Origin of the sequence: Streptomyces sp. NPDC005706 (assembly GCF_040631045.1) — a bacterium.
Classification (GTDB): Bacteria; Actinomycetota; Actinomycetes; order Streptomycetales; family Streptomycetaceae; genus Streptomyces.
Genome location: NZ_JBEXYS010000005.1, coordinates 190,637 through 203,845, shown reverse-complemented (window position 1 = coordinate 203,845; position 13,209 = coordinate 190,637). Strand labels below are relative to the sequence as shown.

12 protein-coding genes are annotated in these 13,209 nt (G+C 74.6%); all 12 read left to right on the top strand.

The genetic code is table 11. From position 1 onward, the window contains the following. A complete protein-coding gene (locus ABZ478_RS12195; protein ID WP_359547896.1) occupies positions 1-1,455 on the top strand; it encodes an MFS transporter in 1,455 nt (484 codons plus the stop codon). A 152-nt stretch (positions 1,456-1,607) separates the two neighbouring features. Beyond that, positions 1,608-2,021 (top strand): DUF3151 family protein, encoded by a 414-nt coding sequence (locus ABZ478_RS12190; protein WP_199211348.1) that lies wholly within the window; start codon positions 1,608-1,610, stop codon positions 2,019-2,021. Between the two features lie 160 nt (positions 2,022-2,181). Further along, positions 2,182-3,030: a tryptophan 2,3-dioxygenase family protein gene (locus ABZ478_RS12185; protein ID WP_359547894.1), complete on the top strand. Its 849-nt coding sequence runs from the start codon at positions 2,182-2,184 to the stop codon at positions 3,028-3,030. Beyond that, entirely contained in the window at positions 3,023-4,219 is a 1,197-nt protein-coding gene (gene kynU, locus ABZ478_RS12180; protein WP_359547892.1) for a kynureninase, read from the top strand. The genes ABZ478_RS12185 and kynU overlap by 8 nt, the downstream gene beginning before the upstream one ends. A gap of 176 nt (positions 4,220-4,395) precedes the next feature. After that, on the top strand, positions 4,396-5,301 hold the full coding sequence (locus tag ABZ478_RS12175; protein WP_359547890.1) for an alpha/beta hydrolase: 906 nt from the start codon (positions 4,396-4,398) through the stop codon (positions 5,299-5,301). A gap of 137 nt (positions 5,302-5,438) precedes the next feature. Next, positions 5,439-6,449, top strand: a complete 1,011-nt coding sequence (locus tag ABZ478_RS12170) for an alpha/beta hydrolase (protein WP_359547887.1) — start codon at positions 5,439-5,441, stop codon at positions 6,447-6,449. Between the two features lie 70 nt (positions 6,450-6,519). Then, positions 6,520-7,740: an acyltransferase gene (locus ABZ478_RS12165; protein ID WP_359548326.1), complete on the top strand. Its 1,221-nt coding sequence runs from the start codon at positions 6,520-6,522 to the stop codon at positions 7,738-7,740. Between the two features lie 70 nt (positions 7,741-7,810). Beyond that, positions 7,811-9,145, top strand: coding sequence for a sensor histidine kinase (locus ABZ478_RS12160; protein ID WP_359548323.1), 1,335 nt, complete (start codon positions 7,811-7,813; stop codon positions 9,143-9,145). Further along, a complete protein-coding gene (locus ABZ478_RS12155) occupies positions 9,142-9,822 on the top strand; it encodes a response regulator transcription factor (protein WP_359547886.1) in 681 nt (226 codons plus the stop codon). Before ABZ478_RS12160 ends, ABZ478_RS12155 begins: the two co-directional genes overlap by 4 nt. 91 nt (positions 9,823-9,913) lie before the next feature. After that, the gene (locus tag ABZ478_RS12150) at positions 9,914-11,302 is read left to right on the top strand and encodes a histidine kinase (RefSeq protein WP_359547883.1); all 1,389 of its coding nucleotides are present in this window, start codon (positions 9,914-9,916) and stop codon (positions 11,300-11,302) included. Then, the gene (locus tag ABZ478_RS12145; RefSeq protein ID WP_358933046.1) at positions 11,299-11,964 is read left to right on the top strand and encodes a response regulator transcription factor; all 666 of its coding nucleotides are present in this window, start codon (positions 11,299-11,301) and stop codon (positions 11,962-11,964) included. Before ABZ478_RS12150 ends, ABZ478_RS12145 begins: the two co-directional genes overlap by 4 nt. 19 nt (positions 11,965-11,983) lie before the next feature. Continuing rightward, entirely contained in the window at positions 11,984-13,204 is a 1,221-nt protein-coding gene (locus tag ABZ478_RS12140; RefSeq protein ID WP_359547881.1) for a cytochrome P450, read from the top strand. Positions 13,205-13,209 lie beyond the last annotated feature (5 nt).

The following is a 13,209-nucleotide window of genomic DNA, read 5'->3' as shown; positions in this document are numbered from 1 at the left end:
ATGCCCGACGTCCGGCTGGGCTCGTCCCAGGGCAAGTGGATCCTGCTCACCACGGTGCTCGGCTCCAGCATGGCCATGCTGGACTCCACCGTGGTCAACGTGGCGCTGCCGACCATCGGCCGCGACCTCGACGCGAGCCTCGCCGCCCTGCAGTGGACGGTCAACGCGTACATGGTCACGCTGGCCGGCCTGATCCTGCTGGGCGGGTCGCTCGGCGACCGCTACGGCCGCCGCAGGATCTTCGTACTGGGCGTCGTCTGGTTCGCGGCCGCCTCCCTGCTCTGCGGCCTCTCCCCGAACCCGGTGGTGCTGATCGCCGCCCGTGCCCTGCAGGGCGTCGGCGGCGCCCTGCTCACCCCCGGCTCCCTCGCCCTCATCCAGGCCTCCTTCCACCCGGACGACCGCAGCCGGGCGGTCGGCCTGTGGTCCGGCTTCGGCGGGGTCGGCGCGGCCGTCGGCCCCTTCCTGGGCGGCTGGCTGGTGGACGGCCCCGGCTGGCGCTGGGTGTTCCTGCTCAACGTGCCGCTCGCCCTGCTGTGCGCGCCGATCGCCGTGCGGCACGTGCCGGAGTCCGCCGCCGGCCCCGGCAAGGGACGTTTCGACGTCCTCGGCGCCGGCCTCGGGGCGCTCGCCCTGGCCCTGCTGACGTACGCCCTGATCGAGGCGGGCGGCGGCGGGCAGGGGGTCGTGGTGAGCGCGGTCCTCGGCCTGGCCGCGGCGGTGGGCTTCGTGTACGTCGAGAAGCACCGCGCGGACCCGATGCTCCCGCCCGGCATCTTCGCCTCGCGCCGGTTCACGGCGGTCAATCTGGTCACGCTGTGCGTGTACGCGGCCTTCGGCGGCTTCTTCTTCCTGACCGCGCTCCAGCTCCAGGTGGTGTCCGGCTACTCGCCCCTCCAGGCGGGCACGGCCCTGCTGCCGACCACGGTCCTGATGCTGCTGTTCTCGGCCCGCTCGGGCGCCCTGGCCGACCGCACCGGTCCGCGGCTGCCGCTCACCGTGGGGCCGCTGCTGTGCGCGGCGGCGATGCTGCTGATGCTTCGGGTGGGCGTGCACGCGGACTACCTCACCGACGTCCTGCCCGCGCTGCTCGTCATGGGTGCCGGCATGGTCACCCTGGTCGCCCCGCTGACCGCCACGGTGCTCGCCTCCGTCGACTCCGCCCGGGCGGGCCTGGCCAGCGGCATCAACAACGCGGCGGCCCGGGCGGCGGGACTGGTCGCCGTGGCCGCGCTGCCGCTGCTGACGGGGATGGGGCCGGAGGCCTACCGGTCGGCGGTGGCCTTCGACGCGGCGTTCTCCCGGGCGATGCCGATCTGCGCGGGGGTACTGGTGCTGGGCGCGGTGCTGGCCTTCACCCTGATCCGCCGCCCGCCCGCCGACTGCCGCCACCCGGAATGCAGGACCTTCTGCGGCGTCGCGGCTCCGCCGCTGGAGGCTGAGCGCCGGGCTTAGGGGGGTGGGGGGTATGGGGAGCGGGTCGCGCTTCGTCCGCGGGTGCCGGGGGGCTGGTCGCGCGGTTCCCCGCGCCCCTGCTCAGGCACCCGGCGCCTGCCGGCACCCGGTACGCCTCCGCCGCGGAGCGGTACGTGCGCCAGACTGGAGCCATGACGATTCACGAGAACCTCCTCGGCGGCCCGCCCCCCACCCACCTCCCCGACGACCCGGAGCCCCGCGAACTCCTCGCGACCGGCACCGCCCCCGCGGACGTCGCCGCCAAATACCCCACCTCCTCCCTCGCCTGGGCCCAGCTCGCCGACGAGGCGTTCGAGCGGGGCTCGGTCGTGGAGTCGTACGCCTACGCCCGCACGGGCTACCACCGCGGCCTGGACGCCCTGCGCCGCAACGGCTGGAAGGGCCACGGCCCGGTGCCCTGGGAGCACGAGCCCAACCGCGGCTTCCTCCGCGCCCTGCACGGCCTCGCCCGCGCCGCCCAGGCGATCGGCGAGCAGGAGGAGTACGAGCGCTGCTCCCAGTTCCTGAAGGACTCCTCGCCCGCGGCGGCCCAGACCCTCGGCTGACCGGCCGGCCCCCGCGGCGTCACCTGTGTGGCCCGTCTGGCAGCAGGCGGGCCTTGCCGTGACCGGAGTGATTGCGGAGGATGCGGGGTGGGGACCGGGGCCCCCGTGCCGGCATCGGCAGGGGCGGACCGCCACCCGGAGCAACAAACAGGAGACAGCGATGTCGCAACCGGCTCGCCCCCCTCACGAGGCCGCTGAGCCCGAGACCCCGCATCTCGACTTCGCGGGTACGACGCCCTACGAGGACTACGTCCGGGCGGACGTGCTCACCCACCTGCAGCACACCCTCTCCGACGACCCCGGAGAGATGGTCTTCCTGGTGACGACCCAGGTCATGGAGCTGTGGTTCACCGTCGTCGTGCACGAGTGGGAGACCGCCGCGAAGGCCCTCCGCCAGGACGACGTGCCGACCGCGATCGCCGCGCTGAAGCGTTCCGTGCGCGAGCTGGAGGCGCTGAACGCCTCCTGGAAGCCGCTCGGCCAGCTCACCCCGGCGCAGTTCAACTCGTACCGCGGCGCCCTCGGCGAGGGCTCCGGATTCCAGTCGGCGATGTACCGCAGGCTGGAGTTCCTGCTCGGCGAGAAGTCCGCCTCGATGCTGGTCCCGCACCGCGGCGCCCCCCGCGCCCACGCGGAGCTGGAGAAGGCCCTGCACGAGCCCAGCCTGTACGACGAGGTGCTGCGGCTGCTCGCGCGCCGCGGCCACGCGATCCCCGCCTCGGTCCTGAACCGGGACGTCTCCCGGCGCTACGAGCACTCGGACGCCGTCGAGTCCGCCTGGGCCGCGGTCTACTCCGGCGACCAGGACGGCGAGCTCGTGCGTCTCGGCGAGGCCCTGTCCGACGTGGCCGAGCTGGTCTGGCGCTGGCGCAACGACCACCTGGTCGCCACCCGCCGCGCGATGGGCTCCAAGGCCGGCACGGGCGGCTCGGCGGGCGTGGCCTGGCTGGAGAAGCGCGCCCGCAAGAACGTCTTCCCCGAGCTGTGGACGGCGAGGTCCCATGTCTGAGCGTCCCGGACTCGCGCTGCGAGCCAAGGAACTGGACGCGGCGGACGAACTGGCCCCGCTGCGTGAGCGCTTCGTCCTCGACGACGTGGTCTACCTGGACGGCAACTCGCTCGGTGCCCTGCCCGTGAACGTCCCGGACCGGGTGGCGGACGTGGTCCGCAGGCAGTGGGGCGAACTGCGCATCCGCTCCTGGAGAGAGAGCGGCTGGTGGACGGCGCCGGAGCGGATCGGCGACCGGATCGCCCCGCTGGTCGGCGCGGCACCGGGCCGGATCGTGGTGGGCGACTCCACGAGCGTCAACGTCTTCAAGGCGCTCGTGGCGGCGGTGCGGATGGCGGACGCCGGCCGTGACGAGCTCCTCGTCGACGCGACGACGTTCCCCACGGACGGCTACATCGCCGAGTCGGCCGCCCGGATGACCGGCCGCACCCTGCGCCCGGTGACCCCGGCGGAGCTGCCCGGCGCGCTGAGCGACCGTACGGCGGCGGTACTGCTCAACCACGTCGACTACCGCTCCGGCCGGCTGCACGACCTGCCCGGTCTCACCGCCGCGATCCACGCGTCCGGCGCCCTCGCGGTGTGGGACCTGTGCCACAGCGCGGGCGCGCTGCCGGTCGGCCTGGACGAGCACGGGGTCGACCTGGCCGTCGGCTGCACCTACAAGTACCTGAACGGCGGCCCCGGTTCGCCCGCGTACCTGTATGTGCGCCGGGAGCTGCAGGACCGCTTCGACTCGCCCCTGCCCGGCTGGACCTCCCATGCCGAGCCGTTCGCCATGAGCTCGACCTACGCACCGGCACCGGGCGCGGCGCGCGGCCGTACCGGCACCCCGGACATCCTCTCCATGCTGGCCCTTGAGGCCGCCCTGGAGGTGTGGGACGGGGTGTCCGTCGACGCGGTCCGCGCCAAGTCCCTGGCGCTGACGGACTTCTTCCTGGAGTGCGTCGCCGCGTACACCGAGCCCGGCCGGGTGGAGTGCGTGACCCCCGGGCCGCACGCGGAGCGGGGCAGCCAGATCGCCCTGCGCTGCTCCGACGCGGGCGAGGTGATGAAGCGGCTGATCGAGGGGGGCGTGGTGGGCGACTTCCGGCACCCCGACGTCCTCCGCTTCGGCTTCACCCCGCTGTACGTGGGCTTCGCGGACACGGAACGCGCGGCCCGGCTCCTGGGAGAGCTGCTGACCGGGTGACGTGCCACGGCGGCGGGGGGTGCCCCGCGCCCCCCGCCGCCGTGTGCCGACCCCGTGTCCGCCCACGTCACCCGCCTGATACCGTCCCGGCCAACGGCCGACGAAGAGTACCCGCCCCGTACCTCCTGGTACCCGCGGAGTCCGCCAATCCCATCCCGCCGCCGAGAGGTTGGAGCATGCCGGACGACGCCGCAGCAGCCCGCGCCGCCGCCGAAGAGGAGTCGGCCTTCTCGCACCCCGAGGTCGAACCGGACGTGACCGCCGCCTACGGCGACCACCCCGACCAGGTGATCGACTTCTACGCCCCGCGGACCGGCACCCCCGGCGCCCCCCTGGTCGTCGTCCTGCACGGCGGAGCCTGGCGCGCCCGCTACGACCGCCGCCATGTCACCCCGTTCGCGGATCACCTGGCCCGCGCCGGCTTCGCCGTGGCCAACGTCGAGTACCGGCGCGGCGGCGAGCCCCTGATCCCGGCGCAGAACAAGGGCGCCGCGCCCGGCCCCGAGGCCGCGACCCCGCCGGCCGGCCGCTGGCCCGACACCTTCGACGACGTGGCCGCCGCCCTGGACGCCCTGCCCGGCCTGGTCCGCGAGGCGCTCCCGCGGGCCGACCCGCGCCGCACCGTCCTCACCGGGCACTCGGCGGGCGGCCACCTCGCCCTGTGGGCCGCGGCCCGGCACGTCCTGCCCGCCGACGCCCCCTGGCGCACCGACGGCCCCGCCCCGCTGCGCGGCGTGGTGGCCCTCGCCCCGATCGCCGACTTCGACGTGGCGGAGAAGCTGGACGTCTGCGGCAACGCCTCCCTGCAACTCCTCGGCGGACACGACCACTTCGCCGAGCGCCGGCCGTACGCCGATCCCGTGCTGCTGCTCCCGAACGGCATCGCCACGACGCTGGTCCAGGGCCGTGCCGACCTGGTGGTGCCGCAGCCGGTGGCCGAGTCGTACGCGGACGCCGCCGAGAAGGCGGGCGAGATGGTGGGCCTGACCCTGCTGGCGGACGTCGGGCACTTCCCGCTGATCGACCCGGCCACGGACGCCTGCGCGGTGGTGACCGAGGAGATCGCCCAACTCGCCTGGTGAACCGCCCCGGTCATACCCGTAGTACCTGAGAGCTACCCCGCGGGACAGCTCCCCGGTGGGACGCGGGCGACGCCCTCCGACTTCTAACTTCCCTTCTCGACAAGCCCGATGGCCGGGCTCCGCGAAGGGAAGCCACCATGGGGCAAGCGTCGCCACCCGCCACCGGTCCGCACCCGCCGTCGTCCCGCCGGGGCCGGCGGCGGCCGGGGCGGTTCCGGACCTGGCGCCAGGCGCTGCTCACCGCCGTCACGGCCGTCGCCCTGACCGCCGCAGCGCACTCCGCGATCCCCGCCCCGCCCCCGGCCGGCCAGGCCCCGCCCACCGCGGCCACCCTGCGGTCGGCCTACGCGGCGAACCGCGCCAACGCCGCCGAGGCCGCCGCCATGGCCGCGGCCCACGGCGACGTGCGCCGGGCCGCCGCCGACCGGGCACTCGCCACCCGCGACCTCCTCGCCTTCGACGGCCGGGGCCCCGGCCAGGCCACCGAGGTCCTCGGTGAGCTGCGCCGGGCCGACCGCATCGCCGTCCTGGTACCCGGCTCCGACACCTCGATCGACACCTACGCCCGCTTCCACCGGGCGGCGGCGGCCCTGTACGACGACCTCACGCACCGCGCCCCCGCCGGCACCCGCGTGGCAGTGGTCGCCTGGCTCGGCTACCGGACCCCCGGCACGGTCAGCACCACGGTGACCACCACCGCCAGGGCCGACGAAGCGGCGCCCCGGCTGCGCGCCCTCACCGGGCGGTTGCGCGCCCTCGCCCCCGCCCGTGCCCGTGTCTCCCTGCTCTGCCACTCCTACGGCTCCGTCGTCTGCGGCCGGGCCGCGCACGGCCTGGACGTCGGCGACATCGTCCTCGTCGGCAGCCCGGGCACGGGCGCCGGCACCGTCGCCGGTCTGCGCACCCACGCCCGGGTGTGGGCGGCGCGCGGCGGCGGCGACTGGGTCGCCCATGTGCCGCACGTACGGGCCGGCCTGCTGGTCACCACCGTCGGCTTCGGCACCGACCCGGTCTCCCGGGCCTTCGGCGCCCGGGTCTTCGACGCCGCGGACGCCGGTCACAGCGGCTACTTCACCCCGGGCTCGGCCGCCCTCGCCAACCTGGCCCGGATCACCCTCGGCGAGACCTCGGAGGTGACCCGTGCCTGAGCCCGCTCCCGGTCCCCGTCGCCGGACTCCCGCCCGACCCGCGACGACGCGGCCCCGCCGCGCACCGCGCCTGCCGCACGCGATACGCCGGGGCGCTGACCGCGTGGACGCCGCCACCCCCGCCTCCCGGGACCGCGCGGTCGACGCGCTGCGCGCCCTCGCGATCCTCGGTGTTGTCCTCGGCCACTGGCTGGTCACCGCCCTGGTCCCGCAGGACGGCGCGCTGCGCACGGCGAGCCCGCTGCGGCAGCTGCCGTGGCTGGCCCCGGTCTCCTGGGCCTTCCAGACCCTCGCGGTGTTCTTCCTGGTCGGCGGTCATGTGGCGACGCGCTCACTCGCCTCGGCGCGGGCCGGGGGACTGTCGTACGGGGTGTGGCTGCGCACCCGCCTGACCCGTTTGCTCCGGCCGGTACTCGCGCTCCTCACGCTGTGGACGGTGGCGGCCGCCGCCCTGCTGCTGTCCGGCACCCCCTTCGGGACGCTGCACACGCTCCTCAAACTGGCGCTGTCCCCGCTGTGGTTCCTGCTGGTCTTCGCCGCCCTCACGGCGGCCACCCCGCTGCTCGTCCGGCTCAGCCCGCTCTGGCCGCTGGCGGTCGTCCTGCACGTGGACATCCTCCGCTTCGGCCTGCACACCGGACCCTCCTGGCTGGGCTGGGTGAACGTGGCGGCCGGCTGGCTGGTCCCGTACACCCTGGGCGCCGCCTGGACCCGTGGTGAGCTGGAGTCCCGCCGCGCGGCCCGGGCGCTGCTCCTCGGCGGTACGGCGGCCACGGCCCTGCTGGTGACCTTCGCGGGCTACCCCGCCTCCATGGTCGGGGTGCCGGGCGCCCCCGTCTCCAACCTGAACCCGCCGACGATGGCGGCCGTGACCTTCGGCCTGGCCCAGTGCGGGCTGGCCCTCCTGCTGCGCGACCGGCTGCGCCGGGCGATGGGCCGCCCGCTCGCCTGGGCGGCCGTGGCCCTGGTCAACCTCTCCGCGATGACCGTCTTCCTGTGGCACCAGACGGCCCTGATGACCACCACGGCCGCCGCCCTCGCCACCGGCCGCCTGCCCGGCCTGCACACCGGCCCGGACGGCCTGGGCTGGGTGGCGGCGCGGCTCCTCTGGCTGCCGGTGTTCACCGCCGTACTCGCCCTGTACTGGGCGGTGTTCCGCTCCTGCGAGCAGGGCACCCGCCGCCACCGTCCCGCGAGCGGCGGCGCCTCCGGCGGGTCCCGGGTGGTCCATGTGCACCGGGGCACCGCGGTCGCCGACCACGGGATCCGGCACTCCCCGGACAGGCCCTAGGGTGGACCGCGTGACGGAGACGGGGGGCCGCCGGGCACCGGTGCCGCTCGCGGGCCGGTGGGGGCGGCGGATGCGGGTGCTGCACGACGACCTGTGGAACTTCCGGCCGGATCCGCTGCCCGTCTCCGTGTGGCTGCGCTGGCTGCCGCACGGCCTGCTGTGCCTGGCCGCGTTCGGGGTCACCCTCGGCGGTACGGCACAGCTCGGGGACAACGGGCATCTGCCGCCCGGAGCGGCCTTCGTGATCGGCCTCGCGCAGGGCGCCGCGATCGTGCTCGCGCTGTGGCGGCCCGTCGCGGGCTGGTGGCTGTCGATGGCCGGCACCGTGGTGGGTGCCGCGGCGGTGCACGGCAGGCTGGCCATGGTCGCCGACACGTCGTTCACCTGGCCCTGGACCGCGGCCGGTCTCATCGCCCACCTGCTCGTCCTGCTGCTGCTCGCGCTGCGCGTGCGCACCCGGGTGTCGGCCGAGGCCCTGGCCCTGACCGCGCTGGTCACCTGGTTGCTGCAGGGCGTGTGGGGCGGCTCGGGGTACCAGCCCACCGGGGTCCTCGCCGTCGTCCTGTCCACGGTCGTCGTGGTGCTCGGCGCCGCTCTGCGCGGCCGCCGGGTGGCCCGCGCCGAACTCGTCGAGCAGACCACCCTCACCACCGAGGAGCGGGCCCGCCGCACCCTGCTGGAGGAGCGCAGCCGTATCGCGCGGGAACTGCACGACGTGGTCGCGCACCACATGTCGGTCATCTCCATCCAGGCACAGGTGGCCCCGCATCTCGTCGAGCGGCCGTCGCCGGAGCTGGTCGAGAACCTCGCGGGCATCCGGCAGAACGCGCTGGAGGCGCTCACCGAACTGCGCCGGGTGCTCGGCGTGCTGCGTTCCGAGAACCCCGAGGACCCCTACGGCCTGGGCGACCCCGGCACGGGTGCGGCACCGGACGCCCCCCAGCCCACGCTGGACCGGCTCGACGCGCTGATCGAGAACACCCGGGCGGCCGGACTGGACGTGACCGCCGAGGTCGGCGGTCTGGTGCGGCCCTGCGCCCCGGGGGTGGAGCTGTCGGCGTACCGGATCGTGCAGGAGGCGCTGAGCAACGCGCTGCGGCACGCGCCGGGTTCGAAGGTGCGCGTCGAGGTCGCGCACGGCCCGGACGGGCTGCGGATCGCGGTGACCAACTCCCGCCCGAGCCGCCCCGTACCGCCGTCCACGGGCTCCGGGCACGGGCTGCTCGGCATGCGGGAGCGGGCGGCGATGCTCGGCGGTCACGTCACCGCCGCCGCGGCCCCGGACGGTGGCTTCTCGGTCGCGGCCTTCCTCCCCCGGGACGGCGCCCCGCCCGCCTTCCCGGCCGACGCGCCCGGTCAGCCCGACCCGCCCCACCCGTCCACGACAGGAGAACAGACGCCATGACGAGCGGCGCCGACGCCATCCGCGTACTCATAGCCGACGACCAGCAGATGGTCCGGCAGGGCTTCACCGTGCTGCTCGACACCAAGCCCGGCATCCAGGTGGTCGGGCAGGCGGTGCACGGTCTGGACGCGATCGCCAAGGTCCGCGAACTCGCCCCCGACGTGGTGCTGATGGACATCCGGATGCCCGAGCTGGGCGGCATCGAGGCGACCCGCCGCATCACCACCGACCACCCCGACATCAGGGTCCTGGTGCTGACCACCTTCGACCTCGACGAGTACGTGTACCAGGCGCTGCGCGCGGGGGCCTCCGGGTTCCTGCTCAAGGACGCCTCGGCCGACCAGCTCGCCGAGGCGGTCCGGGTGGTGGCCGCCGGGGACGCGCTGCTCGCCCCGGGCATCACCCGCCGGCTGATCGCCGAGTTCTCCCGGCTGGACGGTACGCCCCGGCCCCCGCTCATGCGGCGGGTCGGCGACCTGACCGAACGGGAGACGGAGGTGCTGACGCTGATCGCGCAGGGCCTGTCGAACGCGGAGATCGCCGGACGGCTGGTGGTGGCCGAGCAGACGGTGAAGACGCACGTGGGCCGGATCCTGGTGAAGCTGGGGCTGCGCGACCGTACCCAGGCGGCCGTCTTCGCCTACGAGTCCGGCCTGGTGCGGCCGTCCGGATACTGACGCCCGGCGAGCCGTAGTACTTCAGGAGGACGGCCGAGGACCCGTCTGCGAGGTGACGACCGCGGCGCCGGGTCGGCCTACCGTTGCCCACGTGACCGAGACGACGCACACGCAGACGACCCCGGCGGGCGGAGCCGGGCGGCCGCGCAGCCCCGAGTGGCGGCTCGCCGCGGACGCCCTGCGCGGACTGCGGCAGGACCTGTTCGACGACGCCTTCGCCTACCGCCCGCTGCCCCGGACCCGGGCCGTCGGCCGCTCCGGCCGTACGACGCGGTACACGGGCTGGACACCGCACGCCGTCGTCATCGCCCTCGGCGGGCTGGCGGCGCTGGTCGCGCTGGCGAGCACGAGCGGCTCCGGACTGCCGTCGCTGCTGTGCGCGCTGCTGGCGCTGGGCCCGGTGCTGCTGACCCTGGTGCGTCCGGTGGGCGCGTTCTGGTTCTCGCTCGCCGCGACCACGGTCGTCTCCGTCGTCGGCGGGGCGACCGGCATGGACTGGCCGTGGGGGCCGGGCAGCTTCGTCTCGCACCTGACGGTGCTCACCGTGGTGGCGATACGCACCCGCCCGCGCACGGCGGCCTGGATGTGGGTCCTCACCGCGGTCTACGGCTTCGTGACCGACACCCTGCTCGGCTGGAACCGCTACGACACGGACGTGGCCCCGATGCTGCTCCTGTCGGCGTTGATCCTGCTGGCCGTCACCGTCCGGCACATCCGCCGGCAGGCCCAGCGCGAGGTGACCGCGCAGCAGACGGTGACCGAGGCGGAGCGCTCCCGGCGCACCCTGCTGGAGGAGCGCACGACCATCGCCCGCGAGCTGCACGACGTGGTCGCGCACCACATGTCGGTGGTCGCCATCCAGGCCGAGGCCGCGCCGTATCGGGTGGAGAACCCGCCGGAGGAGCTGGAGAAGGCGTTCGCCACCATCCGGGAGAACGCGGTGGCCGCGCTGACCGAGCTGCGCCGGGTCCTCGGGGTGGTCCGCGCGGAGGACTACGAGGCGCCGGACGCCCCGCAGCCCACCCTCGCCGACCTGGACCGGCTGCTGGCCAATGTGCGGGAGACCGGCCTCGACGTGCAGAAGGCGGTGACCGGCGCGGTGCGCGAACTGCCGCAGGGCGTGGAGCTGTCGGCGTACCGGATCGTGCAGGAGGCGCTGAGCAACTCCCTGCGGCACGCGCCGGGCGCGGGTGCCCGGGTGGAGATCGGGTACGTGCTCGGCGGCCTGGGCCTGCGCGTGGTCAACGGCCCGCCGCCCGCTCCGCACCTGGTGAAGCCCGCCGGTCACCCGGCCACCACCCCTGAGCGAGGGCTTCGCCCGCACCCTTCGATGGGCGCCGGTCACGGCATCACCGGCATGCGGGAGCGTGTCACCATGCTGAACGGCGAGATGACGGCGGGCCCGGCGGCCGGCGGGGGGTACGAGGTGACGGTGTTCCTGCCGGTGCCGGCGGACATCGCGAGCGAGGGTGAGGCATGACGATCCGCGTACTGATCGCGGACGACCAGATGATGGTGCGCGAGGGCTTCTCGGTCCTGCTGAACGCGATGCCGGACATCGAGGTCGTCGGCGAGGCCGTCAACGGCCGGGAGGCGGTCGAGCGGGTGCGTGAACTCGCCCCGGACGTGGTGCTGATGGACATCCGCATGCCCGAGCTGAACGGCATCGAGGCCACCCGAGAGATCGTCGCCGCCGACGGCGCGGCGAAGGTGCTGGTGCTGACCACGTTCGACCTGGACGAGTACGTGTACCAGGCGCTGCGCGCGGGGGCCTCCGGCTTCCTGCTGAAGGACGCCTCGGCCCGTCAACTGGCGGACGGCGTGCGGGTGGTGGCCTCCGGTGAGGCCCTGCTCGCCCCCTCGGTGACCCGGCGGCTGATCACCGAGTTCTCCCGGCTCGCGGACTCCCCGCGCCTGATGCCGTCGGCGCAGGCGGCGTACGGCGAGCTGACGGAACGGGAGACGGAGGTACTGGTCCTGATCGCGCAGGGCCTGTCGAACGCGGAGATCGCCGGGCGGCTGGTGGTGGCCGAGTCGACGATCAAGACCCATGTGAGCCGGATCCTGGTGAAGCTGGGCCTGCGGGACCGCACCCAGGCGGCGGTGTTCGCGTACGAGGCGAGGCTGGTCACACCGGGCTGAGCCGGGCTAGCGTCCCTCCATGGCAACTGCCGCGGACCTCGCTTTCGACCCCTGGGACCCCGCCTTCGTCGCCGACCCGTACCCGGCCTACGCCGAGCTGCGGGAGCGCGGCCGGGTGGTCCGGTACGAGCCGACCGACCAGTGGCTCGTCCCGCACCACGCGGACGTCTCGGCGCTGCTGCGCGACCGCCGCCTGGGCCGCACCTACCAGCACCGCTTCACCCACGAGGAGTTCGGCCGGACCGCGCCCCCGCCGGAGCACGAGCCGTTCCACGTCCTCAACGACCACGGCATGCTCGACCTGGAGCCGCCGGACCACACCCGGATCCGGCGCCTGGTGTCCAAGGCGTTCACCCCGCGCACGGTGGAGCGGCTGAAGCCGTATGTGCACGGCCTGGCGAACGACCTGGTGGCGAGGCTGGTCGAGGCGGGCGGCGGCGATCTGCTCACCGACGTCGTGGAACCGCTGCCGGTGGCGGTGATCGCCGAGATGCTGGGCGTCCCGGAGGCGGACCGGGCGTGCTTGCGGCCCTGGTCGGCGGCCATCTGCGGGATGTACGAGCTGAACCCGTCCGAGGAGACGGCGGCGAGCGCGGTCCGGGCCTCCGTGGAGTTCTCCGCGTACCTCTCGGAGCTGATCGCGGCCCGCCGCGAGCGGCCCGGCGACGACCTGATCTCGGGCCTGATCGCGGCGCACGACGAGGGCGACCGGCTGACCGAGCAGGAGATGATCTCCACGGCGGTGCTGCTGCTCAACGCCGGCCACGAGGCCACGGTCAACGCCACGGTGAACGGCTGGTGGGCCCTGTTCCGCAACCCCGGACAGCTGGCGGCCCTGCGCGCCGACCACTCCCTGGTCCCGTCCGCGATCGAGGAGCTGATGCGCTACGACACCCCGCTCCAGCTCTTCGAACGCTGGGTGCTGGACGACATCGAGATCGCCGGGACGGTGATCCCCAGGGGCTCGGAGATCGCCATGCTCTTCGGCTCGGCCAACCACGACCCGGCCGTCTTCACCGACCCCGCCCGCCTCGACATCACCCGCCGGGACAACCCGCACATCTCCTTCAGCGCGGGCATCCACTACTGCATCGGCGCCCCCCTGGCCCGCATCGAGCTGGCCGCCTCGATGACGGCCCTGCTGGAACGGGCCCCCACCCTCACCCTGGCCCAAGAGCCGCGCCGCAAGCCGAACTTCGTGATCCGGGGGCTGGAGGGGCTGGGCGTGGAGGTGGAGTGATCACA